General features: G+C 64.5%; 25 protein-coding genes. 19 read left to right on the top strand and 6 right to left on the bottom strand.

Annotated elements, in window-relative coordinates; translation table 11 throughout:
- Nucleotides 1-269 precede the first annotated feature (269 nt).
- The 6 genes from HWW87_RS33600 to HWW87_RS33575 all read left to right on the top strand — a co-directional run bounded on the left by HWW87_RS33600 (nucleotide 270) and on the right by HWW87_RS33575 (nucleotide 4,800).
- Complete coding sequence (locus HWW87_RS33600) at nucleotides 270-569, top strand: YXWGXW repeat-containing protein (RefSeq protein ID WP_175823906.1); 300 nt, start codon at nucleotides 270-272, stop codon at nucleotides 567-569.
- Between the two features lie 226 nt (nucleotides 570-795).
- Nucleotides 796-1,581: an RNA polymerase sigma factor gene (locus HWW87_RS33595; RefSeq protein WP_175823905.1), complete on the top strand. Its 786-nt coding sequence runs from the start codon at nucleotides 796-798 to the stop codon at nucleotides 1,579-1,581.
- Complete coding sequence (locus tag HWW87_RS33590) at nucleotides 1,578-1,997, top strand: hypothetical protein (protein WP_175823904.1); 420 nt, start codon at nucleotides 1,578-1,580, stop codon at nucleotides 1,995-1,997. Before HWW87_RS33595 ends, HWW87_RS33590 begins: the two co-directional genes overlap by 4 nt.
- Nucleotides 1,994-2,497, top strand: coding sequence for a periplasmic heavy metal sensor (locus HWW87_RS33585; protein WP_175823903.1), 504 nt, complete (start codon nucleotides 1,994-1,996; stop codon nucleotides 2,495-2,497). Before HWW87_RS33590 ends, HWW87_RS33585 begins: the two co-directional genes overlap by 4 nt.
- A gap of 276 nt (nucleotides 2,498-2,773) precedes the next feature.
- Nucleotides 2,774-3,244, top strand: coding sequence for a hypothetical protein (locus HWW87_RS33580; RefSeq protein ID WP_175823902.1), 471 nt, complete (start codon nucleotides 2,774-2,776; stop codon nucleotides 3,242-3,244).
- Nucleotides 3,245-3,252: 8 nt separating this feature from the next.
- Entirely contained in the window at nucleotides 3,253-4,800 is a 1,548-nt protein-coding gene (locus HWW87_RS33575; protein WP_208449971.1) for a hypothetical protein, read from the top strand.
- A 393-nt stretch (nucleotides 4,801-5,193) separates the two neighbouring features.
- Here the strand turns inward: HWW87_RS33575 and HWW87_RS33570 are convergent, their stop codons facing one another.
- On the bottom strand, nucleotides 5,194-5,991 hold the full coding sequence (locus HWW87_RS33570) for an HNH endonuclease (RefSeq protein WP_175823900.1): 798 nt from the start codon (nucleotides 5,989-5,991) through the stop codon (nucleotides 5,194-5,196).
- 98 nt (nucleotides 5,992-6,089) lie between these two features.
- Nucleotides 6,090-7,244: a PIN domain-containing protein gene (locus tag HWW87_RS33565; RefSeq protein ID WP_175823899.1), complete on the bottom strand. Its 1,155-nt coding sequence runs from the start codon at nucleotides 7,242-7,244 to the stop codon at nucleotides 6,090-6,092.
- 219 nt (nucleotides 7,245-7,463) lie between these two features.
- Here HWW87_RS33565 and HWW87_RS33560 point away from each other — a divergent pair, with 219 nt between their 5' ends.
- The 3 genes from HWW87_RS33560 (at nucleotide 7,464) to HWW87_RS33550 (ending at nucleotide 10,304) form a co-directional block, all read left to right on the top strand.
- Nucleotides 7,464-8,858: a DUF1800 domain-containing protein gene (locus HWW87_RS33560; RefSeq protein WP_175823898.1), complete on the top strand. Its 1,395-nt coding sequence runs from the start codon at nucleotides 7,464-7,466 to the stop codon at nucleotides 8,856-8,858.
- Nucleotides 8,859-8,860: 2 nt separating this feature from the next.
- On the top strand, nucleotides 8,861-10,024 hold the full coding sequence (locus HWW87_RS33555; RefSeq protein WP_175823897.1) for a DUF1501 domain-containing protein: 1,164 nt from the start codon (nucleotides 8,861-8,863) through the stop codon (nucleotides 10,022-10,024).
- Between the two features lie 61 nt (nucleotides 10,025-10,085).
- Nucleotides 10,086-10,304 (top strand): YXWGXW repeat-containing protein, encoded by a 219-nt coding sequence (locus HWW87_RS33550; RefSeq protein WP_175823933.1) that lies wholly within the window; start codon nucleotides 10,086-10,088, stop codon nucleotides 10,302-10,304.
- 27 nt (nucleotides 10,305-10,331) lie between these two features.
- Here the strand turns inward: HWW87_RS33550 and HWW87_RS33545 are convergent, their stop codons facing one another.
- Nucleotides 10,332-11,525, bottom strand: a complete 1,194-nt coding sequence (locus tag HWW87_RS33545; protein WP_175823896.1) for a tyrosine-type recombinase/integrase — start codon at nucleotides 11,523-11,525, stop codon at nucleotides 10,332-10,334.
- A gap of 294 nt (nucleotides 11,526-11,819) precedes the next feature.
- Between HWW87_RS33545 and HWW87_RS33540 the strand changes: the two genes are divergently transcribed.
- Complete coding sequence (locus tag HWW87_RS33540; RefSeq protein WP_175823895.1) at nucleotides 11,820-12,200, top strand: DUF4377 domain-containing protein; 381 nt, start codon at nucleotides 11,820-11,822, stop codon at nucleotides 12,198-12,200.
- A 9-nt stretch (nucleotides 12,201-12,209) separates the two neighbouring features.
- On the opposite strand, the gene HWW87_RS33535 is transcribed toward HWW87_RS33540, so the two are convergent.
- On the bottom strand, nucleotides 12,210-13,598 hold the full coding sequence (locus HWW87_RS33535; protein WP_175823894.1) for an MFS transporter: 1,389 nt from the start codon (nucleotides 13,596-13,598) through the stop codon (nucleotides 12,210-12,212).
- Between the two features lie 113 nt (nucleotides 13,599-13,711).
- On the opposite strand from HWW87_RS33535, the gene HWW87_RS33530 reads away from it, so the two are divergent.
- The gene (locus HWW87_RS33530; protein WP_175823780.1) at nucleotides 13,712-14,008 is read left to right on the top strand and encodes a hypothetical protein; all 297 of its coding nucleotides are present in this window, start codon (nucleotides 13,712-13,714) and stop codon (nucleotides 14,006-14,008) included.
- 734 nt (nucleotides 14,009-14,742) lie between these two features.
- The gene (locus HWW87_RS33525) at nucleotides 14,743-15,420 is read left to right on the top strand and encodes a hypothetical protein (protein WP_175823932.1); all 678 of its coding nucleotides are present in this window, start codon (nucleotides 14,743-14,745) and stop codon (nucleotides 15,418-15,420) included.
- 11 nt (nucleotides 15,421-15,431) lie between these two features.
- Here HWW87_RS33525 and HWW87_RS33520 read toward each other — a convergent pair whose 3' ends face one another.
- On the bottom strand, nucleotides 15,432-16,658 hold the full coding sequence (locus tag HWW87_RS33520) for an acyltransferase (protein ID WP_175823893.1): 1,227 nt from the start codon (nucleotides 16,656-16,658) through the stop codon (nucleotides 15,432-15,434).
- A 493-nt stretch (nucleotides 16,659-17,151) separates the two neighbouring features.
- On the opposite strand from HWW87_RS33520, the gene HWW87_RS33515 reads away from it, so the two are divergent.
- The 4 genes from HWW87_RS33515 to infA all read left to right on the top strand — a co-directional run bounded on the left by HWW87_RS33515 (nucleotide 17,152) and on the right by infA (nucleotide 19,102).
- Nucleotides 17,152-17,388, top strand: coding sequence for a DNA-binding protein (locus HWW87_RS33515; RefSeq protein ID WP_175823892.1), 237 nt, complete (start codon nucleotides 17,152-17,154; stop codon nucleotides 17,386-17,388).
- A complete protein-coding gene (locus HWW87_RS33510; RefSeq protein ID WP_175823931.1) occupies nucleotides 17,375-17,791 on the top strand; it encodes a type II toxin-antitoxin system VapC family toxin in 417 nt (138 codons plus the stop codon). Before HWW87_RS33515 ends, HWW87_RS33510 begins: the two co-directional genes overlap by 14 nt.
- Before the next feature lie 372 nt (nucleotides 17,792-18,163).
- Nucleotides 18,164-18,367 (top strand): cold-shock protein, encoded by a 204-nt coding sequence (locus tag HWW87_RS33505; RefSeq protein WP_006483056.1) that lies wholly within the window; start codon nucleotides 18,164-18,166, stop codon nucleotides 18,365-18,367.
- 471 nt (nucleotides 18,368-18,838) lie between these two features.
- The gene (gene infA / locus HWW87_RS33495) at nucleotides 18,839-19,102 is read left to right on the top strand and encodes a translation initiation factor IF-1 (RefSeq protein WP_027780754.1); all 264 of its coding nucleotides are present in this window, start codon (nucleotides 18,839-18,841) and stop codon (nucleotides 19,100-19,102) included.
- 176 nt (nucleotides 19,103-19,278) lie between these two features.
- Here the strand turns inward: infA and HWW87_RS33490 are convergent, their stop codons facing one another.
- The gene (locus HWW87_RS33490) at nucleotides 19,279-20,085 is read right to left on the bottom strand and encodes an alpha/beta hydrolase (protein ID WP_175823891.1); all 807 of its coding nucleotides are present in this window, start codon (nucleotides 20,083-20,085) and stop codon (nucleotides 19,279-19,281) included.
- Nucleotides 20,086-20,282: 197 nt separating this feature from the next.
- Between HWW87_RS33490 and HWW87_RS37330 the strand changes: the two genes are divergently transcribed.
- The 3 genes from HWW87_RS37330 (at nucleotide 20,283) to HWW87_RS33475 (ending at nucleotide 23,414) form a co-directional block, all read left to right on the top strand.
- On the top strand, nucleotides 20,283-20,669 hold the full coding sequence (locus HWW87_RS37330; protein ID WP_244107389.1) for an AraC family transcriptional regulator: 387 nt from the start codon (nucleotides 20,283-20,285) through the stop codon (nucleotides 20,667-20,669).
- An 856-nt stretch (nucleotides 20,670-21,525) separates the two neighbouring features.
- On the top strand, nucleotides 21,526-22,491 hold the full coding sequence (locus HWW87_RS33480; RefSeq protein ID WP_175823890.1) for an HlyD family efflux transporter periplasmic adaptor subunit: 966 nt from the start codon (nucleotides 21,526-21,528) through the stop codon (nucleotides 22,489-22,491).
- A gap of 8 nt (nucleotides 22,492-22,499) precedes the next feature.
- Nucleotides 22,500-23,414, top strand: coding sequence for an ABC transporter ATP-binding protein (locus HWW87_RS33475; RefSeq protein WP_244107388.1), 915 nt, complete (start codon nucleotides 22,500-22,502; stop codon nucleotides 23,412-23,414).

Here is a 23,414-nt window from a genome sequence, read left to right as displayed (position 1 = left end):
AGCATGGCCGGGGCATGGGCCGGAAACGAGCGGGATCCCGGTCGCATGCATTGTCGAAGGCCAGTTTTGCCGCGTTGTGACAGTACCGCAACCCTGTGTGCGCGGCGGCCGATACGTACGATCGCGCGTCGCGCGCCTCCGGCCTGCTCCGAAGCAGGGTAGGTCCACCGAAAATTTATTTGCCGACGCCGCGACGGATTGCTCCCGCGGGCTCCGTTTAACGCATGAACGATCGCTTCCGGTCGATGCCCGTTATTTCGGAGTCTTTCATGAAACTTTCTGTTCCATTGCGATTGGCCGCCGGCTGCATGGCGGCGCTCGCAACGTCGGCCGTATTCGCGCAGGCCGTCATCGTCGCGCCTTACGCGCCGCCGCCGCCGCGCGTCGAAGTGATGCCGGCGCCCCGTGCGGGTTACGTATGGGATCAGGGGCACTGGCACTGGCGGCAGGGCCGTTACATGTGGATTCCGGGCCACTGGCAGATCGTGCGCGTCGGTTACCACTGGGTGCCCGGACACTGGGCCGCGCGCGGCCCGGCCTGGCGCTGGGTGCCGGGCCACTGGGCCTGACGTGTACGTCGGCGCGCGGCATGGGGTGCCGGCGCAGCGGATTTTTCACGCAACATCATGAGTCGAAGCGATGCCTTTTCGAACCATCGTGATACTGGCGGTCGCAGCCATCGTGCTGGCCGGCTGCGTCGTGGTGCCGGCCCGTCCGGTGTATTACCGGCCCGCGCCGGTCGTCGTATATTGAGCGCGCCGGCCGACGGTCGCGCGGCCGGCAGACAGGATCGACATGCGGCGCGAACCGGATGTCGATGAAACCGACATGGCCGACGCCGTGTGCGATGCCGGGCGCGACGCGCGCGGCGATGCCGAACCGTCGGCATGGCGCCGTCCGGCGATGGCCCCACGCATGCAAGGAGAGCACGACGATGAGCTTCAGCCGGGCGGCGGGTCCCTCTGCCGTGACAGTGCGGCGCTCGCGTGCCGCGCGACGGAGCAGGCGGCGTTGAACGATCGCGGCGACCGCGATCCGGACGCGGAACTCGTCGCGCGCGTCGGCGCGCGCGATGCGTCGGCGGTACGCGTGCTCGTCGCGCGCAAGCTGCCGCGGCTGCTCGCGTTGGCGACGCGCATGCTCGGCGACCGGAACGAAGCCGAGGACGTCGCGCAGGAGACGTTCTTGCGAATCTGGAACCAGGCGCCGCGCTGGCGCGAAGGCGAAGCCCGCTTCGACACGTGGCTGCATCGCGTCGTGCTGAACCTGTGCTACGACCGGTTGCGCGGGCGGCGCGAGGAGCCCGTCGACACGCTGCCCGACGTGCCCGACACGCAACCGGAGCCGGCCGCGCATGCGGAGCTGCGTTCGCGCGATGCGCGCGTGCGGCAGGCGCTGGCCGCGTTGCCGCCGAGGCAGCGGGAAGCGCTGGTGCTCCAGTACTATCAGGAAATGTCGAATGTGGAAGCGGCCAACCTGATGGGCATTACCGTCGATGCGCTGGAAAGCCTGCTCGCGCGTGCGCGGCGCAACCTGCGCGCGCAACTGGCCGGCGACCCACCTAGCGAGGACAAGCGATGACACCCGAACGATTTCGTACCATCGTCGCCGCGTACGGCTCGGACGCGCGGCGCTGGCCGGCCGGCGAGCGCGCGGCCGCCGAGGCGTGGGCGCACGCGAACCCGAGCGAAGCGCTGCAGGCGCTCGACGATGCGGCCGACCTCGATGCGTGGCTCGCATGCGACACGGTCGCGCCGCCGACGCCCGCGCTCGTCGAGCGCATCGTCGCGACGGCGCCCGCGCCGCAGCGCGCACGCCGGCGCGGCGCCGTATGGTGGTCGGGCGCGGCGTTCGCGGGCGTCGGCCTGGCCGGCGCGCTCGCGGGGGCGGTGGCCGTGTCGATGCTGATGCTCGGCAGTGCGCCGCCGGCGCAGCACGAGCCGGGCTATCTGACGACGACGTTCGGCGGTCCGAGCGTGGACGGGAGTGACGAATGACCGAACGCGGCTGGAAATTCACGCTGGTCGGCTCGGTCGTGCTGAACGTGTTCATGCTCGGCGCGATTGGGGGCGGCGTATATCAATGGTTCTCGACCCATCGCGACCTGCATGCGGCCGGCACGCCCGCATCGCGCACCGCGTTGCGTTTCGCGGCGGATGAATTGCCCGATGCGCGGCAGCGCGAGTTCGCCGCCGCGCTGAAGGCGGCGCGCAAGAGCAGCCGCGATTTCGCGCGGGAAGGGCGCGACGGCCGGATCACCGTGCTCGACCTGCTCGCCGCGCCGCAACTCGATCGTGCGGCGATCGATGCGGCGCTCGACCGCACGCGCGCGGCCGACACCGCGATGCGGGCGCAGGTCGAGCGCAGCGTCGTCGATTTCGCGGCGACGCTGGCGCCCGACGAGCGCATGAAGTTCGTCGACGGGTTGCAGCACAGCGGCAACTGGCGTCTGCCGCCGAAGCTGCAGAAGAAACCGGACGCGCCGGCGAGTCAGTAAACATCGGGCGGGGCGATACGCGGTACGCATGTCGCCGACACTCGCGTTCGGTCATGTGCAATGCGGGCGCGGGATGAATCGGACCGCTGTTGCGCGTCGATGTCGTACGCTGTTGCTGGGCGCCACCTCCGCCAGTCGTCCGGTTCCTCGCTTCCCCGATCCCAAAAATATGGTTCTTCGTGGAATTTCGTGGATGTCGTTTGCCGACCCGTTTAAGCCGGTCGACTCTTGGAAGTAGCAATGGCTGATATCCGAGTGGAACGGCCATCCGTATAATTGATCGGGGCCAAGTCTTCGGCCTCTGCGGACGTTCATCTATCTCTGCTTCGACGGCCGGTCTCTTGCTTTAAGGCGCTTCGCCTGATTGACGAGTTGCAGAAAGCGGCTGCGTTCCTTGACAGAGAGAAGGGGGGCTTCGTGCGCGGAGGCAAGTTCGAGTCGCCGCTCGACTACAAGCTAGATGAACTGCGTACGATCAACCATGAAGCGGCGGAAAAGCTTCTGTCTTTTGTCTGCGACGACGCTCACAAGGAGCAGAAGCTCGGCATCATTGAAGGCACCTTGCGAATAATGCTTGAAGGCTGGCCACGAGAACGTCGGCTGGTGTGCCTGCTGTCGTTTCTTCCGGAACTCGAAGAAAGAGTGCGCGATGGGGACAAGCTCTTCATCACGGAATTTTCAGTTCAGCCGAATAGCGTTGTTCGAAGTAAAGTCTTCGTGTTTGACTCCCGACAATACAGAGATTGAAGGAAGCGATGAACAGGCACTTCAGAAGATTTGAGGAGATGAGATCAGACTTTCCTCCGGCGGGCTATGCCACGGTAGACCATGTCGAAATGTCTCCGAGGGGCGATGTCATTATTGCTCTAGATGTGGTTGATGGCGATTGGTTCGAGAGCAGCTCTTTCTGGCAACAGGCTGGTATCAGCGACTATCAGCACCAGAAGTTGTTAAAGCAGAAACTGACACCTTCGCCCGGGGTGAACCCGTTTGAAGACGCCTCCTTATATCGAGTCGAGGTTACGCTGTCCCCTACGGACGGCGCGGCCTACCGCCATCCCTTCGGATATCCTCATGCAGCTGATTATGAATCTAAGGGCGAGCCAAATGGTTGGTATCAAAGTTTCGAAAGGGCGTGGTTTCACCTGAGTTTCTCGACGGCACCGGTGCCCGGCGCAGTGCCTGCGAACGTGTACTCCAATCTGTTCGCGCCACCGACGACGGTCTATGTGCAAGGCACTATGCCGTCTGGAAAAGCAGGCAAGTTACTGACTCAGGCCTTTTCCTTCGCACACCTTCCTACGGCGGATGAGCGTTTCCTTGCCCCTCGTCTGCAACGCGTTTGCGCAGACCTGCTTGCCATTTACGACGTCGGCCAAGGGAACTGCAATTCGTTCCTGAAAAACCAAGTATCGTCGGCTTTCCCGACGTTGTACTATGACCTGGGCGCTGGGGTATACCGAAACAGTTCGACCACGCCCACCAATCTCGTTTTCTGCTTCAGCCGGGTGGACACCGTCATCCTGTCGCATTGGGATGCAGACCACTGGGCGGGTGCCTATGCGATGATGGCACCTGCGTCGGCGGGCGCGCCTGGAGCTGGCACTTATCCCGCCCTGTCCAAGACCTGGTTAGCTCCGGAACAGAAAGCGGGTCCGGTGCATCTCGCGTTCGCATATGACATCGTGGCAAACGGCGGCGATGTTTTCATTTATAAGCCGTCGACCAGCTCTCCTGTACACGTGAATATTGCGGCATCCCGACAGTTGATCATCGCCGTTGGTAACGGCGGAGACAGAAACAACACGGGCATCGTTTTGATGGCAGAAGACACGTCCATGCCCCCTAGCAAGAGGTGGCTTCTCACAGGCGATTGCGATTACTCGTATATCGATGCCAGCCAGACGGACGAGCCGCTTGTTGGATTGGTAGCACCTCATCATGGCGCAACGCTAGGGAGATGGAGCTCTGCGCCAGCGCCCGATAGTGGAGGATACTGTCGGCTGGCTTACAGCTTTGGCTCCGACAACAAGCATGGGAAAAACACGCAACATCCAACGAAGGGCGGTGCCGATTTGCATCGGATTGCCGGTTGGGACCACGGCGCCTGGAAAGTGAATGAGCCCGGTGATTGCTTGGCGGGCGCAGATGTGTTGCACACGGAGCAACATACCAAGGCGGGCTTCGGTGGCGTAACCGGGCAATTGGGCGGCGTGGTGGTGGGTTGGACTTCGGCTCCTGCTGCGCCGCTTTCCGTGCCTTGTGGCGGCCTCAATTGCTCGACGCCTGTGACGCAGTCCTGAAATGAGCTCACGAGCCTGCCATTCACTTTGACGGGCGGGGGCGGTGGTGCGTCGACTGGCCGGCGCAATCCCAGCGCGAAATCCTGCTTGCATAGGCCCGGGATTGATTGGCCTCGCGGTTTCACGTTAGCCTTCGGAATCGAATGACCGCTTTCTGAATTGTGCGGTCGGTTGAGTGTCCAAACGAGAGTCCCTTCATGGCGAACGCGGCCGGCGACCGGGCCGCCGCCCTGTGACACGCGACCGGCCACGTTCGACCCGGAACTGCCTTTCAGGGAATCCGAAAGGGGACGATCAGAGTCGAGGGCCGTCAGCAGCCGGTCAGATGACCGGCGCTTCGAGACGACAACCGTGCCAAATGACCTCGTAGCTGGCTCGCTAATGCACCGGCCCTCATTCGGTGGGTGGTGGCGCGTTTTTTCCCGAATACAAAGGGCTCACACCATCGTTTTTCTCCAGCCATGCGAGATATCCATCTACTTCCGGGCCTCCGATGTTGATTGCGAGTTCCAGCCCGTACAACGCTAGTACCAGATACAGTTCGCCTTGCTTCGTGTAAAGAAAATCGTATTCATGCACCACTTGAACGTCTTCACCGCGTGCATCGTTCCAGCGATGATTGATATCGTAGATTCTTCGCGAATGATGCGGCCACTCCCTTGGTTGTCCAACCCGTGCAAAGTTCCGGATGGGATCGAACTGAACCTCATCGACCACATAGTCAAGACCACCTGGAGAATTCAGGAGCCGCTGCGCTAGTGCCTCTATAGCGACTTTTGCCAGAAATCGAGACACGATTTGGGTTGCGGGAGGTTCTGCCCCGATCGGCAAAATCAATGTGCTACTTTTTCCGCTCATGATTTCGTCAAACGCAACGGGGGGGACAGCAACAGATGCCACATATGGCCCATCAGTGTGACGCTGCATGCGAACCACGTGCCCCGGGAGAATTAGGCCGTCGACTTCCGGAATACGACCGCGCTTATTGGGTATCGCCTCATGGAACCGTAGATGCGTAAGTGCCGGCGAATCCAGCAAAGGTTTTTCAACGTTTCGCGCAAAGTAATTGTTACACTTATCGCAAACAACACCTTTTGGAAGGATCTGTTTCGTATTCCACAGGCTTTCGGGAATGATGTGTTCTACGCTTCTTGAGTCAAAAGAATCCGCCTTGCAGAAAATGCAGCGCATGCAACTCCTCACTTAAAGCGTATAACGAGACAGGCACTGGCGAAGCACCGCACATCCCACAATTTGTTAGATTGTGACGCCGAGCACCTGAGCGATATCTAAACCGATGCATCTCCGTACCACTGGGGAGTAACCTCGTCTAGGAAAGAGTCCACGGTCGTCGGCTCAATTTCTACTCGCATGATTTTCAAATCCCCGGATCCCTTGGCGACCGTAATCAGTGCTTTGAATTCAAACTGTTGCTCATCGCGATATGTGCCACCGCCCACCGTGACGCTCTGGCGCTTAGCTTTGTCCCACGTTGAGAGGCTTAGTTGCCACGAAATGACCGCTGATGCCCAAGCAGCAATTTCAACCACTGTCTTACCGGTGGCACTATCGTGGCTAACCGGCTTAAATTCGTCTGAGCCATGGTCAAACTCAGGAAGCTCCACTCCGCTGAATTCGATCGAGAACGCCTCAATTGTCTCAGCATATGGTGTCTCATCTAACTCGAGGCGCAGCCGGAGTCGATCGCGACCTTTATCAAGCGCTTTCAGTAGCTCCGCTTCAAGCCCGTATGGATCGCCATCGTCAACGGACATGAACAGCGCACGGCAAACATTTGCGGCATTGGGTGTCTGAAACGCAGAAAGCGCAGCCCCAAGGTCTTGTACGACATAGACCGCACTGGAAGACTCGCCAAACCTTTTCCAGTCATCGTCGCTAGACACAGCAAGTACACGAGTGTCATTGTTTTCGGCCCAACCCTTGAGTGCCAATAGCGCGAATGCGTCTGGAAACTCGGACTTCTTCTTCCCCTCTACGGTAAACGGCGGATCGCCAGCAACGTAGAGTGCAATCAGATCTTCAACCTGAACAAAATCGCCAGCGTCAACTACCGAGATCCCTGCCTTGGCGATCCATTCCTTTACCCGCTGGGCCGGGCGTTCTTGCGCTTCGACACATGCCGCGTCCGAGGCCGATATCAGCGTAGCCAGCGCCGCCGGGTAGGTCAGGGTTTTTCGGTCCAAATCTTCAACAGCACCCCGCAGCTTACCAACGGCGAGGGCTGCCTCTTTGAGAAGATGTGCACGCGTCTCGTGCATAACGATATCCGGGAGCAGCACTGTTATCCCGTGCGCCCGGAGATGAGCCACCTGCTCTAGCAGACCTCGCTCAAACGCATAACCTGCCGCCCGCAACATGGAAGTGTCCAGCGCAAGCGCGCCAATCTCGCCGTTTTGGATAAGGCTGCGGATTTCGTCGTCCATGGAGTTCGGGGGTGTAGTTGTATGACAATTGTCGCATATCCAACGGACACTCTAATGCCTTCGCGATACCACAGTCGTGTGCCCCTTCTGGCCGAGTGCCGACGGTCTTCCCCGCGTTCCCCGGAAATCCGCGATGAACCAAAAATATTTGCCATCCCCGCGACGGATTTCCCGGCGCTCCCGCGTTAAACGTGGGTACGCACCGCAAGAGAGCCCGTCATGGACCACCCGAACGACTCCACGCCGGCCGCGATCGCGCTGAACCGTTTCGGTCTCGGCGCGCGAGCCGACGAAGCACTGCCCGCCGATCCGAAGGCGGCACTCGTCGCCCAATTCGACCGCTACGATGCACGGCCCGCCGCATGGGCCGGCGAGCCGGACGCGGTCACGCTCGCCACGCGCTTCGCGAGCACCCGCAACGCGATGACGTCCGACGACGCGGCCGCGAAGCGCGCGACCGAGCAATCGATCCGCCGCGACGGCTACGACGCGTATCGCAGCGCCGTCGCCGCGCGCATGAACAGCGCGCTGAACACGCCCGCGCCGTTCGTCGAGCGTCTCGTGCACTTCTGGGCGAACCATTTCGCGGTGTCGATCGACAAGGGGCCGGTGGCCGCGTACGCGGGCGCATTCGAGCGCGACGCGATCCGTCCGCACGTGCTCGGCCGTTTCGAGGACATGCTCGTCGCCGTCGAGCAGCATCCCGCGATGCAGATGTTCCTCGATCAGGCGCACTCGGTCGGCCCCGACAGCCCGGCCGCGCTGCGTGCGCAAGCACGCAATCCGTCGGCGAAGCGCGGGCTCAACGAGAACCTCGCACGCGAAATCATGGAGCTGCATACGCTCGGCGTGCGCACGGGTTACACGCAAGCCGACGTGACGGAATTCGCCCGCGCGTTGACCGGCTGGAGCATCGCCGGCGGGCGCGGGCCGCAACCGGGCGATGCGGCGCCCGGCGCATTCGTGTTCCGCCCGAATCTGCACGAACCGGGTTCGCGCGCGGTGATGGGCCGCACCTACGATCAACCGGGCGAAGCGCAGGCGCGCGCGATCCTGCACGACCTCGCGCGATCGGAGGCGACGGGCCGGCACATCGCGTTCCAGCTCGCCCGTCATTTCGTCGCCGACACGCCGCCGCCCGCGCTGACCGATCGGCTCGCGCGTGCATTCGATGCGCGTGGCGGCGACCTGCCGACCGTCTATCGCGCGCTCGTCGATGCGCCCGACGCGTGGTCGCCGGTCGACCGCAAGTTCAAGACGCCGTGGGAGTGGGCCGTATCGTCACTGCGCGGGCTCGGCTGGCGCGACACCGGTGATCTGAAGGCCGCGCCGCTGCTGGCTCAACTCGGCCAGCCGGTGTGGCGACCGGGATCGCCGGCCGGCTACGATGACGTCGCTGCGAGCTGGGCCGCGCCCGACGCACTTGTGCGCCGCGTCGAGATCGCGCAGCGTCTGGCCGCGCGTACGGGCGACCGGCTCGATCCGCGCACGCTCGGCAACACGCTGCTCGCCGGTTCGATGAGCGCGCCGACCGCGACCGCACTGTCGCGCGCCGAAAGCGCGACCACGTCGCTCGCGCTGCTGCTCGTATCGCCCGATTTCCAACGGAGATGACCATGGCCGTGTCTTTTTCCCGCCGACAATTCCTGAGCGTTGCCGCCGCCGGCGCAGGCGCGATCCTCGTCGCGCCGCGGATCGTGTTCGCGAACGTCGAGACCGACCGGCGCTTCGTGTTCGTGATCCAGCGCGGCGCGGCCGACGGCCTGAACATCGTCGTCCCGTATGCGGAGCCCGCGTATGCGTCGCTGCGCGGCCCGCTCGCGATCGACACGGCGGCCGCGACGCGGCTCGACGGTACGTTCGCGCTGCATCCGTCGCTCGCGCAGACCGCGCAGTTGTACCGCGACGGCCAGGCGCTGTTCGTCCATGCGATTGCGTCGCCGTATCGCGACCGCTCGCATTTCGACGGCCAGAACGTGCTCGAAACGGGCGGCCGTGCGCCGTACCAGGTGAGAGACGGCTGGCTGAACCGGCTCGCCGCGCTGCTGCCGGCGACACGCGACAGCGCGATCGCGTTCGCGCCGACCGTGCCGCTCGCGTTGCGCGGCACGGTGCAGGCCGCGTCGTATGCGCCGTCCGGCTTGCCGGCCGCGCCGGACGATCTGCTCACGCGCGTGTCGGCGCTCTACGAAGCCGACGCGCAGCTCGGCCCGTTGTGGCAATCGGCGATGGAAGCGCGAGGTCTCGCCGGCGATGCGCATGCGCGGCAGGACCCGGCCGGCGTCGGCAAGCTTGCCGCGACGTTTCTCGCGCGCGACGACGGCCCGCGGATCGCGATGATCGAGACGGGCGGCTGGGACACGCACAGCGCGCAGAACGGGCGGCTCGCGAATCAGCTGAAGGCGCTCGACACGATGCTCGCCGCGCTGCGCGACGACCTCGGGCCTGCGTGGCAGCAGACCACGGTGCTGGTCGCGACTGAGTTCGGCCGCACGGCCGCGGTGAACGGCACGGGCGGCACCGATCACGGGCAGGCGTCGGTCGCGATGCTCGCGGGCGGCGCGGTCGCCGGCGGCCGCGTGATCGCCGACTGGCCGGGGCTGCGACCGGGCGACCTGTACGAAGGACGCGACCTGAAGCCGACCGCGTCGCTCGACGCGCTGATCGCGGGCGCGGCCGCCGACAGCCTGCGGCTCGACCCGCGCCGCACCGCGGCTGCGCTGTTCGCGGAAAGCAGCGCAACGCGGCCGATGACGGGCCTGATTCGCGGGGCCGCGTAACGCGGCACATGCGTGCGTTCGTCCCCGCCACACGATTACACAACAGGGAGAACTCGAGATGATGAAGATCCGATCCGTTTCGCTCGCCGTGCTGGTGAGCGCGAGTGCCGTGCTGTTGTCCGCGTGCGTGGTCGAGCCCGTGCGGCCGCCGCAGCCCGCACCCGTCGTCGAGGTGGCGCCGCCGCCGCCCGCGCCCGGCTATCGCTGGGCGAAGGGGCATTACCGGTGGGCCGGCAATCACTGGGCATGGGTGCCCGGGCACTGGATGGCGGTGTACTGACGGGGTGTGACGTGTAGGGCGGTGCGCCTACCACCCGATCCGGTGTTTCTCCTCCGTCTCGCGATGCCGCCAGTCGTCGTCCGCATGAAGGTACTGGCTCGTCGTCGTGAGCGATACGTGGCCGAGGTTGTCGCGCACGAGCCGCAGGTCGACGCGGCCGTCGGCCATGTGCGAGCCCGCGCTGTGGCGCAGCCAGTGCGCGGACGCCTGTTCGAGCACGTGCGCCGCCTGTTCTCCCGCATCGCCGTTCGCGCGCAGCCGGTCGGCCGCGTGCCGGAACACCTGCTTCACGATCCGGTGCAGCGCCGCGCGCGTGAGCGGCTTGCGCGTCTGGCCGACCGCCAGCACGAGCGGCGTCGGCTCACCGTCGAACGGCAGCGCGGGCAGGCCGTGCGCGCGCCGGTAGCGCGCCAGCTCGGCCATCATCTCGTCGGTGGCCGGCACGAGCCGCTGCCGGCCGCCTTTGCCCGTCACGTCGAGCCACCAGCGCTCGTGCCCGTTCGCGTCGCGCCGGCAGAAGAATTGCCCCATCGTCGTATCGGCCGCTTCGGTGATGCGCAGCCCGCCGAGATACAGCAGCGTGAACAGCCAGCGTGCGCGATCCGCATGGAAGCATGCGCGGGCATCGTCGCGCGGCATTGCGGCGATCGCGTCCTTCACCGATTGCCACAACGGCTGCCCGAGATGGCGCGTGATGCGCGGCGCGGGCCGGCGCTGCCGCTGTCGCGACAACGCGAGCGGGTTGCCGGCCAGATAGCCGGCCTGCACGAGCCACGAGAACATCACGTTCAGGATCACCAGCGCCTGCCGCTGGCTGGCCGCCGACAGCGGCCCGTAAAACGGCCGCCAGCGCGGATCGTCGCGCGGATGCTTGCGGCCGCCGTTCGCGCACCACAGCTCGGCCGGCGCGGGCGCGAGCAGGAATTGCCGGTAGACGACGAGATCCTCGTGCGTGAGCGACGACAGCGGCTTGCCGCACGCGATCACGGCCCACAGCAGCAGGCGCTCGGCTTCCTTGCGGTAGTTCTGGAACGTGGTCGGCGTATCGACGAAGCGGGCGAGCCACGCGCGCACGGCGTCGAGGTCGTTGGTCGCGGCGATCTGCGGATGCGCGCTGCCCGAGCGGTTGGTGCCCGTGCGTCCGTCGAGCGCGGCCGGCACGGCCAGCGTATCGATCGGCAGCGGGCGCAGCGCGGTGTCGGACGGAACGGATGAGGTCATGCGAAGGAAACGCGCTGCGCGAACCGCGCGGGCGTGGCCGGGCGGACGAACGCAGCGTGCGAAATCGTATCGGGAAGCGTCGATGGTACACGATCACCACACGGTGAAGCCGCCGTCGACGGCGAGCGCGTGGCCGGTGACGAAGCGCGCGGCGGAACCGGAACACCGTAGCGTATCGGATCGCACGTGATCCGATAAATGACGGTGCTCGAACGCGTTCTGTAAGGTGTTTGTGAACCTTCTCGCCGGGCGGCTCGTCTAATTGGCCCTCCAACGCTCCCAGAGGCATATCAGATGATTCACAAGACCCGAACGCTGCTCGGCGCGGCCGTCCTTGCCGGCAGCACGCTCCTAGCCGGATGCCAGACCGATGCGGCGGCCACCGCGCCGAATGCCGCCCGCCTGGCCGACGGCAAGCCCGTGGCCAAGATCGTCTACGTCGCGCCGCAGTCCGCGCGCTGCACGGGCGTCGCGCCGATGGAGTGCCTGCAGGTGCGTAGCAGCCCGAGCGAGCCGTGGAGCCTGTGGTACGCGGGGATCGAAGGGTTTGCCTACCAGCCGGGCTACCTGTACACGCTCGAAGTCGACGAATACCGCGTCGCGCGGCCGCCGGCCGACGGTTCGTCGATCCGCTGGGTGCTCAAGCGCGTCGTCGAGCGCCGCCAGGTGAACTGACGGCCGCGATCACGCGGAAGGGCGCGCCGCCGCACCGGCCGGCGGCGCGGCCGTATCGATCCGCCGGAACACGACGGACGACAGCAGCGTCACCGCGCCCATGCACGCGAACGACAGCATGAACCCATGCGCCATCGAGCCCCGATAGGCGGCGAACAGGTTGACGAGCCCGCCGCCGATCGACACGCCCAGCCCCATCGCGAGCATCTGCATCATCGTGAACAGGCTGTTGCCGCTGCCGGCGTCGGCGTGCGACAGCCCCTTGAGCGTCACGCCGTTCATCGCCGCGAACTGCATCGAATTCGCCGCGCCGAACACGATCAGCAGCACGCCTTCCAGCACCGGCGCGGGCCGCGCCGACACCAGCGCGAACCCCGCGATCGCGCAGCCGACGATCCCCGTATTCACGACCAGAAACGCCGCATAGCCGAAGCGCTTCACGAGCGGCGCGATCCAGCGTTTCGCGATGACGCCCGCGATCGCGGCCGGCAGCATCATCAGCCCCGATTGCAGCGGCGTATAGCCGAGCTGCACCTGCATCAGCAGCGGCAGCATGAACGGCACCGAACTCGTGCCGATCCGGCACAGCAGGTTGCCGAGCAGCCCCGACCCGAAGTTCGGCTCGCGGAACAACCCGAGCCGGAACAGCGGCTGCGTGCGTCGCCGCGCGTGGGGCAGGTATGCAAGCGCGCTCGCCAGGCCGAGCCCGGCGAGCCCGGCCGCCCACACGGCGCGGTGCGCGGACATCGGCGGGTCGATCGCGAGCGACAGCGCGATCATCGCGGCCGACAGCAGCGCACAGCCGACGAAGTCGAACGGCGGCGGCTGCGTCGCCTGGTCGTGCGGCAGGTAGCGCTGCACCGCGATGAAGCCGACCGCGCCGACCGGCACGTTGACGATGAACACCCAGTGCCACGAAATCGCCTGCGTGAGCCAGCCGCCGAGCGTCGGCCCGACGATCGGGCCGAGCTGGCCGGCGATCGACACGAACGCGATCGCCGCGACGTACTGTTCGCCCGGCACGCGGCGCAGCACGGCGAGCCGCCCGATCGGCAGCAGCATCGAGCCGCCGATGCCTTGCACCGCGCGCGCGATGACGAGCTGGCCGAGCGTGTGCGACGCCGCGCTGCCGATCGACGCGAGCACGAACACGAGGATCGCGACCGAGAACACGCGGCGCGTGCCGAACCGGTCGGCGAGCCAGCCGGAGGCCGGCGTGAGCATCGCCATCGTCAGCGTGTAGACGACCACGACGGGCTGCATCGCGAGCGGCGACGCATGCAGGCTTTGGGCGATCGAGGGCAGCGCGGTGTTGACGATCGTCGTGTCGAGCGACTGCATGAAGAAGGCAGCGGCGACGATCCAGAGCAGCGCGGAATGGGTGGGTTCTCGGGACATGGGGAAATCGGTGGGGCGAAAGTCCGGCGCCGGTGCACGGTCGCGCGGCGCCTGCTCGATGGTACCGATTCCGCCGGTCATCGGGAAGCGGTCTCGCCGATCGCATCAAGGACATGTTCATCGTCGGCGGTTTCAACTGCCATCCGGCGGAGATCGGGCGGCTGTTCGCCGCGCATCCGGCGATCGGGCAGGTCGCGCGGGCGTGCGTGCCGATCGTCGCCGGGATGCGGCGCGGCGCGGCGGACGCGCGTTCGCACCGGCTCGCGATGTTCTCGAAGGCCGGCGTAGCGTCGTTCGTCCTGTTGGCTATTGCGCGCGTTGCTTTGTTGCCGGGGCCGTTCGTGCGCGAGGGGGCAGGGCGTATGCGCTGCTGTCGGGGTTCGTGCCGGCGATCATTGCAGCGGGCGTGATCGTTTGGGGCCGCGGATAATCTGCCTTTCTACTTCCGCATCCGTTCGACCACGTCGCACGACATGAGCCGGCCGGCTCGCGCGGCATGTCGCGCATGGCCGGACAAGATGCATGCGCACGCATCGGTATTCACCCTGCCTCGTCAAGCAGGATCGTGCATCGGCGACGCTTGCGCCCGGCGCGAAGGTGCATTTTTGCAACGCATTTTCAATGCGTTGTTCCGTACGCGATTGATCGCAACGGCAACGCGCGTGCGCTGATGGCCGTCCGGCTTCGCTCCGCGGGCGTTGCGCCATCCATGCACCGTCGACGCACAAGACGGCACATCGCGTGTTTCGGCGTCGCTCGCCGAATACGGATACGTTCCTGAAACATTTCCCCTCGATTGCGACTCGCGCCACTACCCGTCCCGACGAATGGCGCTTTTTCCGCTTCGGCCAGCGCCGCATGGCACGCCCTTTGCGGTTCACCCGATGCCGCCGGCGCAGATGAATTTCGCCAGAACGACCCGCGCATCGGCGGCATGTAACGACATCGAAACAAACGGGGAATCGGATCGGGTCGCGCGCGCCGTGTGCCACGGCGCATGCGCAGCGCATGTCGTATCGGTCATGTGCACCGCACAACGCGTCCCCGATCCGTCGAACAGCAAGCGTGCTTGCAAGGTGTCGTGCCGGGGTTCGCATCGCGCATCGCGACGAAGGTCGCGTGTGCGTCGCGTCGCACCCGGCACATGTCGGGGGAGGCGCCCGTGAAAACGACAGTGAATCAATGGGCAGTAGTCGCGGCGATGTTCGTCGCGAGCGCGCACGCGCAGGAAATCTACCTGCAGGGCGGCACGCAGGGCGTCGGCATCGGGGCGGCCGTGAGCTTCAATTCGATGCTGGGCGCGCACGCGGATTTCAACGCGATCAATCTGACGCATAACTTCACGGTGGCCGGCAATCGCTATCAGGACGACCTGAAGCTGCGCCAGGGCGGCTTATATGCCGACATCTTTCCGTGGCGAGGCAGCGGCTTCCGCGCGACGCTCGGGTTGCGCTTCAACGACGACGAGCTTCACGGCGTATCGGTACCGACCAACGGGACCTACGTATTCGGCGGCAAGCGTTATCCAGCGCTGCCGGGCATGTACGCGGTCGCGGAAGCGCGTTATCCGACCGTGATGCCGTATGTCGGAATCGGCTACGGGCATCGGCCTGCGTCGAAAGGGCTCGGGTTCGTCGCCGATATCGGCGTCGCGTACGGGATACCGAAATGTTCGTACACGCTGTCGCCGGAACTGGCCGCGGCGGCCGGACCGGCGAAGAGCCAGGTGCTGGCCGCGAGCGGGCTCGACTCGCTGCGGCAGATGATGTCGCGCTATCGGTGGTACCCGGTCCTGCAGATCGGCATCTCGTACCGTTTCTGAACGCGCACGGGTCACGGCGTGACCGTTTGACGCTCGCGAGCGGGCTCCGCCGCGCGGCGTGCCGGGCGTGCGTCGTGGCGCTTTGCGATGAACGGATGCTCGACGTAGCGGTAAGTCAGCAGCGCACAGAAGACGGCAACCAGCGCGCATGCCAGCGCGAGCGCCCAGATGCCCGAGTCGTCGGCTGAATTGATCGGGAAAACGAACTTGTCGACTGCATGAATGATCATGTACACGATCACCATGTGGATCATGTAGATGCTGAAACTGGCGGTGCCGAGCAGCGCGAGCGGGCGGGTCTTGAGCACGCCGTAGAACGTGTTCCCGCTGGCGATGCAGAGAAACACCGGAAGCAGCGGCAGCGCGCCTGCGATCGAATAGCGTTCGGCGGGGGACGGAGACATCGCGAGGATCAGCAGCGCGACGGTCGCCGCCGCTTTCGTGGCGAGCCGCGCGCAGATTGCAGGATGCCGCGACACCTCGTAGGCCACCGCGCCGAACGCGAACAGCAGCGCCATGCCGCCTGGCGGCCCGAACAGCGCCGCGCAGGCCGTGACGATCGCGAGCGCGAGCAGCTTGCGCCACGCACGCGTGGCGACGAACCACGCGAGAAACGGAACGGCGACGTAGAACCGCCATTCGTAGGCGAGGGTCCACCAGACGCCGCTCAGATACGGGGTTCGCTCCGCTCCGTTGATCGGGAACGCGCCGAACCAGCCGAGCGAAACGGTCTTGAGCAGGTCGGCCAGCAACTGCGCCGGTGCACCGACGGCGTTGCGAGGAAACCAGTAAAGCGTGCAGATGACGATGACGGCCGCGTAAAACAGATAGAGCGGCGCGAGGCGTCGCACGCGCCCGACGAAGAAGGTCCGCACGTCGAGCGCGCCTCGGCATGCGCGTTCCCAGAACAGCAGCCCGGTGACCATGAAGAACATCGCGACGGGAATCGTCCCGAGATCGCGCAGGAAGTCGGTGCCGGCACCCCAGACGCCGGTCGACAGCAACGCCTGGTTGCACGCGAAATGATGGAAGACCACGGAGATGGCCAGGAGGCCGCGGAACCCGTCGAGATTGCGATAGCGCATCGACAGCGACTTGTCGACGGCCGACCGGTAGAACGGCACGTGTCGGGCGACGAGCCACGCGATGATCGCCACGGCCGCAACGCATGCCGGGAAGTAGAGTTTGTCGGGTGTCGGGGAGAACAGGGTTTCCAGAGAGGGCGTAACAAAGTCCACTGAAGGGCGTCTCGTGTCTTGGATCGGGATTTCAGGCACGGATGGTCCGCGTCGATGCAAGGTCTTCTGCGCGCTTCGCACGGCGTTCGATCGCCGGTCTTGTGATCCGATGGTATCAAACGATGGCGAGGGGTCGCGGCCCGTTGTGCAACACGATGTTTCAGCGCGACTCGATGCGACGCCCGTATTCGCAGCGCATGTCGCCGACGGCGCTCGCATCGCAAATCCCGTTCCTCGCCGGCCGGACATTCGTCGTTATCGATGGCACTCGACTGGCCATCCGGCCGGCTTCCCCATCGTCCCGCTCCGGCTTACCTTGAGCGACAGCAGTTCGATGCGTCGGACCCGCGGCGGAAGATGGACGAAATTCTTGTCGTCCGCTGCTGCGGGTCCACGCCGACTCAGGGGTCCGTCCGGTCACGAAGGTGATAGCAATGCTTGCAATTTATCTTCATGGCGCTATCATTGATAGCAAATCTGGATGGAGGTACTCATGGCAAATCTTCTGGTGCGTAACGTGGATGACACTATCGTTCAAAGCCTGCGCGAGCAGGCGGCGGCCCATGGCAGGAGCGCCGAGGCCGAACATCGAGCCATTCTGGCCGAAGCGCTCGGCCGGCCGAAGCGGCGGTCCTTTGCACAAGTGCTGATGAGCATGCCGGAGGTGGGCGAAGACGCGGATTTCCAACGTGTTCAGGATTCAGGCGAGGTCAGGCGTGTTTTTGATTGATACGAACGTCATCAGCGAAATCAGGAAGGGCAAGCGAACCAACCGCGGCGTGCGGGCGTTCTTCAGGCAGGCCGAAGCCGACGCGAGCCCGCTTTACCTGTCCGTCGTGACGGTGGCCGAGCTGCGGCGCGGTGTCGACCTGATCCGTCATCGCGGCGATCACAGCCAGGCGTCGGCGCTCGAGGCCTGGATGGCGATGATCCTGTCCGGCTATGCGCCGAACATCCTGCCGGTCGATATCGAGGCCAGCCAGATGTGGGGGCATTTGCGGGTGCCCGATCCGACGCACGAACTCGACAAGCTGATCGCAGCCACCGCGCTGATCAACGATCTGACGGTCGTCACGCGCAACGTTGACGATTTCGCGCGCACCGGCGTCCGGTTGCTGAATCCGTTCGACTAGCGTCGCGGCGGCGGCCCGCCGTCGCGCGAAGCCGGGACGGGCGGCGCCGGCCTCTTACCGCTCGTCCTCTCGTCCCAACAGACGGTAAAAAAACGGGCTGGCGGCCAAAAAATGAGGGGCGCATCGAAACGGGCTATATCGACAGGCAACATCCGCCATGGAAGGTGTCCGGAGCGCCCGCGCTTGTGCGTCGCATCAAAATAACTTGACGAAACGGCCGCTCCCGCGTAGTGTCCGAAACCGAAGTCGTCAAGAAGTTCGATTGCTCATCATTGGCCGCACACCGTGCGGCAGTCGTTGGTCTCTCCCTCTTTGATTCTTTCTGTGCCCGTCGCGGGCGCATGTTCAATTATTTGTATTAAGGAAGTATTTGTGGATACCGGTACCGTCAAGTGGTTCAACGAAACCAAGGGCTTTGGTTTCATTTCCCCGGACAACGGCGGCGACGATCTGTTCGCCCATTTCTCCGAAATTCGCGGCACGGGCTTCAAGACCCTGGCCGAAGGCCAGAAGGTCAGCTTCGAAGTGAAGCGCGGCCCGAAGGGTCTGCAAGCGTCGAACATCACGCCGCAGTAAGCCGCATCGGCAGCGGTCGCCAAGCGGCGGCCGATGCCGGATGGAGTATCGCGCGGGACGCCGCATGACGGCGGCCTGCGCGTTCCGATGCGCACGACCGATGCATCGCGACATTCACGATGCATCGGTCGTGACGCCTCCCTCATCGCATGCGTGACCCGCGTGCGACGCAACGCCCTCGCGAAGCGCTCGTCGCTTCGCCAGCGCATCACCGCTTCAACGCATCAACCCGAGCAGGCCGCCGCCATGCCCCGTAGCCGGCGCGGTCCCGACTTGCGCGGCGCGCTCATTGCGCCGCCGCCACCGACCGCCCGAACGCCGCAACGCGCCGGGCTCCGATCGCAAGACAGGCCCGTGGCCCGTCTGAACGAACCGATCCCGGCTGCCTGCCGGCCGCCGTCCCGTTTGCGGGAGCCGGCGCCGGGCAGATCGCCGCGGCCGCGGTCAATCACCTTGTCTGGAGGAATTGGTTTGGCAAAAGAAGAACTGCTGGAACTGGACGGAATCGTCGACGAAGTGCTGCCGGACAGCAAATACCGTGTCACGCTGGAAAACGGCGTCGTGGTCGGCGCGTACGCGTCGGGCCGCATGCGCAAGAACCACATCCGCATTCTCGCGGGTGATCGCGTGACGCTGGAACTGTCGATGTACGACCTGACGAAGGGCCGCATCAACTTCCGGCACAAGGACGCGAATTCCCCGCGTCCGCCGCGAAGCGGGCAGCCGCGCCGCTAAGCGGCCACGACCGGTGCGCAGCAGCGCGCACCGATCGTCACCTGTTCGGCCGCATGGCCGGACGAACCGGATGAACGGCGCACTGTGTGCCGTTCGTCGATCGCCGGCGGTGCCGTCGCGCCGCGACGGCTTCTTCTGCTTCTCCCGCCTTTACCGGCGCCGCGCGTGTTTCACGCTCAGGCGGCCGCGTCCCGCAGGAAATCCTCGATCACCATCGCGAAATACGGCGGACATTCCTGCATCGGGTAATGCCCGCAATTCGGTATCTTCACGAGCCGCGCGTCCGGATGCCATGCGAGAAACGTCGCCCGCATCGCTGCTGCGTCGAGCCCCGGGTCCTTGTCGCCGACGACGACCAGAAAGCGCGTGTCGAGCCCGCGCACGTCATCGACGAAGTCGGTTCCGGTCAGCATGTCGAGATACGCGAGTCGGCAAGCGGGCGCCACGCGCTCGCGGTTCTGCCGCAGCTTGACATCGGCCCAGCGCGCCGACAGTCCCCCCGTCACGAATCGCACGAGCCGGCGAAACGCATCGTCGTCGACGGTCGTGCTCGCGAAGAATGCGCGTGCGTCGTCGTGCAGGCGATTGCCGGCCGCCGACACGGGGCACACGGCAATCGCGCTCTTGATGCGCGACGGCACGTCGGCGGCGAGCCGTTGCGTCGCCATGCCGGTCATTGAATGGCCGATCACGTGAAAGCGCTGCCAGCCGAGACGATCCGCGAGCGCGACGCAATCGGTCGAGATCTCGTTGATCGTGTACGTGCCGCCCAAGTGAATGGACGCACCGTAGCCGCGCAGATCGGCGAACACGTACGTGAACGCCGTTTCGTCGAGATACGGCAGCAGCGCCGCGTAGTTCGTATGGTCGCCGAGCCAGTCGTGCAGGACCATCACGCATTCGGGGCCCGTGCCGTGCCGCAGGTAACCGAGGCTGCCGGCTGCGCTGTCCGGGCGGGAGGCGAGGGTGTCGATAGGGTTCATTTCAAGTCGTTTCCTTTTGGTCCGGGAACCAAAACGAAACGCCCTCCCGGCGGACCGGGAGGGCGTCTTGAAAGTGCATCGATCGTATCGGGCCGATCGACGAAAGTCAACGCTCAGAGCGCCATCTCGCCCGACACCTCGATGCGCTACGCATTGACCCAGCGGCCGGGCCGCACGGCGGCGAAGTGTCGCGTGTCGTGTTCGCCAACGGTCACGCCCAGCGCGTCGTCGCGGCGATCCATGCGCTGCGCGGCCAGTTCGCCGAGGCGATCCGCGTCGACGAACTCGCCGCCGTCGCGCAGATGAGCCCGTCCGCGTTTCACCGGCAATTCAAGGCGCTGACGGCGATGACACCGCTGCAGTACCAGAAGCAGTTGCGTCTGCTCGAAGCGCGACACCTGATGACGACGGCCGTGTCGACCTGGGCCACGAGTACGGCGAGACAGAGGGGCAGGAGGGTGACGCAGCGGCGTTTGATTATGGAGGCCGGTTCGAACGATCCTGAATCGGGCACGGCGCTTCTCCTCCGCAACATGTTGTTCCGCCAGCCTACGCCCAAGCTGCTGACGGCCTACTGGCAGTAGCCGGTGGGGTCGTATCACGTTGGCATCGTCTCCACGATGTAGTGCGGCGTTGCCCTCCGCCGGGTCCTATCCGTGACGTGTGCCTCCGTCGGATTGGCAGATTTAGCCTCCTCTTGGCACAGTGGCGTCACGGTCGGCAATGCGGAATTCCCTTAGTCACGATAGTGGGGGCGATGCCCACGTAGTGGGCCGGGGCGTTTCCAGAGTTTTCAATATGACTTAGTACCAGTACTAGTCTTTTATTTGTTTCGAATTGAAAAATAACGATCCAATCTCAAAATTAAAAATTAAAACGCCGGATTTTGCGTTGACGAATTGGATTGCAAAAAAATAGAATTCATCGCCGTATCGGTTCGATCGTGTAGTTGCTTGGGCGAATTTTGTATGGCACGGCCGCCGTATTAAAGCCCATGTCGAAAGACATCGTCATGGATATTTCGTAGTCGAGATGTGTATGGATTCACAATTTTTCACGTGAAATAGAATTGATTGGTCCATTTCATATGGACCGGCCATGCCATTCAAATTGAAAAGATGGAAGGGCGCCCATGGTTGAAAAGCAGCTGTTTCCTGCTGCAACGGAATCGAATGTCTACTTTGGTCCATCTGCACAAAAAAATGGCTGAGACGCGTTGCGCCGCGCGATATCGACGTCGTTTTGCTGACACATCCGCGCGATCGGGCGGATGTCATCCGGATGTTTCCTTGGGCCGGCATGCTCGACGGGGAGGCGCTTGCCGACCTGCTCGATTGTCTGCAACCCGTCTACGGCGAGATCATCGAGGCGAAGGACATCAATATCGGCATCCTCTGAGCCGTCGTCGCATACAACCACGCCATATTCGGCTTCTTCCCTATGGAATGCATCACGCTCATGCCCAGGTGGGCCGGGTACGGCTTCGTTTGCGCGTGCCTCCTCGCCGCGGGCTGTACAAAGTCGCCGGAAACATATCATGGCTATATCGAAGGGCAGTTTTCCTATCTGTCGGCGCCGTACTCGGGAAACCTGAAGACATTGCACGCGGCACGCGGCGATCGTGTCGAAGCGGGCGCGGTCGTTTTCGAGATCAGTGCTCCTGACCTGGAACAGGCAATCAAGCGTCAGTATCACCAGTGGCAATCGTCGCTGAACGTGCTCGACGATCTGGAGCAGGGAAAGCGTTCATCGGAAATCGATACGGTGAAGGCGCAGCTCGAACAGGCGCGGGCGAGTGCCGCGCTTTCGACGCAACGGCTCGCCCGTGCAGAAGCCGACTACGCGATACAGGCGATCTCGCGCGATCAGCTCGAACGCGAACGTGCGGCGGACCGGGTGGACAACGCACGAGTCAGCGAGCTCGCCAGCCAACTGAGGACGGCGCGCTTGCCGGCGCGCGACGGTCAACGGCATTCGCAGCGACAGAGCGCCGATGCACTGCAGGCCGAATATGAACGGCTGCAGACGCAATTCCGGCAACTGTCGGTGCAGGCTCCCGGCAAGGGTGTCGTCGTCGATACGTTCTTTACGCCGGGCGAGTGGGTCGTCGCCGGCAACCCGGTGGCGAAGATTCTGGTCGATCGCAATACGAAGGTGCGCTTCTTCGTGCCTGAGGCCGCGCTGGCCAATTTACGCGTCGGTCGTGTCGTGAAGATCGCATGCGACGGCTGCGAACGCGGCTATACGGCGACGATCAGCCATATCGCGTCGGACGCCGAATATACGCCGCCCGTCATCTACAGCAACGACGCACGCTCGAAGCTGGTGTTTCTTGTCGAGGCGCGGCCCGACACCGTTGCCGCGCGCTCTCTGCATCCCGGTCTGCCGATCGAGGTGACGCCATGAATCATGCGATGCCGCTGATCGACGTGCGCGAGCTGAACAAGCATTTCGGCACACGGCACGTCGTCAAGAACCTGAGCCTGCAGGTCGGTCGCGGCGAGATATTCGGCTTTCTCGGCCCGAACGGCAGCGGCAAGACGACCTCGTTGCGCATGATGTGCGGACTGCTGACGCCGGATTCCGGCAGCGGAACCTGCCTCGGATTCGACATCCGGACGGAATGCCGGGAGATCAAGCGACGAGTCGGCTACATGACGCAGCGTTTTTCGTACTGGGAAGACCTGACGGTGCGGGAGAACCTCGACTTCGTCGCGCGACTGTATGCGATCGACGCGCGAAAGGAACGCGTCGCGAGGATCCTCGCCGAGATGGACCTGGAGTCGCGCTCGAACCAGCTGACTGGCTCATTGTCGGGCGGCTGGAAGCAGCGGGTGGCGCTTGCCGCTGCGCTGTTGCAGTCGCCCGAACTACTGCTGCTCGACGAACCGACGGCCGGCGTCGACCCGGGCGTGCGCAGGGTGTTCTGGGAGGAACTGCACCGTCTGGCGGCACGCGGTATTTCCGTGCTCGTCAGCACGCACTATATGGACGAGGCGGAGCGTTGCCACAAGCTGGCCTACATCTCGTACGGCACGCTGCTGGCACACGGCGAGGCAGGCGATCTCGTGCGGCGGCACGCGCTCCATACCTGGTCGGTGTCCGGAGGCGATCTCGTCCGGCTGAACGACCGGCTCAAGGGCCGGCCGGGCGTCGAGCAGGTGATTGCGTTCGGTCGTGCACTGCACGTATCGGGACGTGACGAGGCCGTGCTTGGGGCGAGTCTCGCCGCGGTCTGCGGCGATGGTGTCGAGCTTCACAGGATCGCGACGAATATCGAGCACGTTTTCCTGCATTTGATGAAGGACGCATCCGGGGAGGCTGGCTGA

Origin of the sequence: Burkholderia sp. BCC0419, assembly GCF_902830285.1 — a bacterium.
Taxonomy (GTDB): domain Bacteria; phylum Pseudomonadota; class Gammaproteobacteria; order Burkholderiales; family Burkholderiaceae; genus Burkholderia.
Note: the sequence above shows the minus strand (reverse complement) of the source record. Positions and strands in the feature narration are given on the sequence as shown.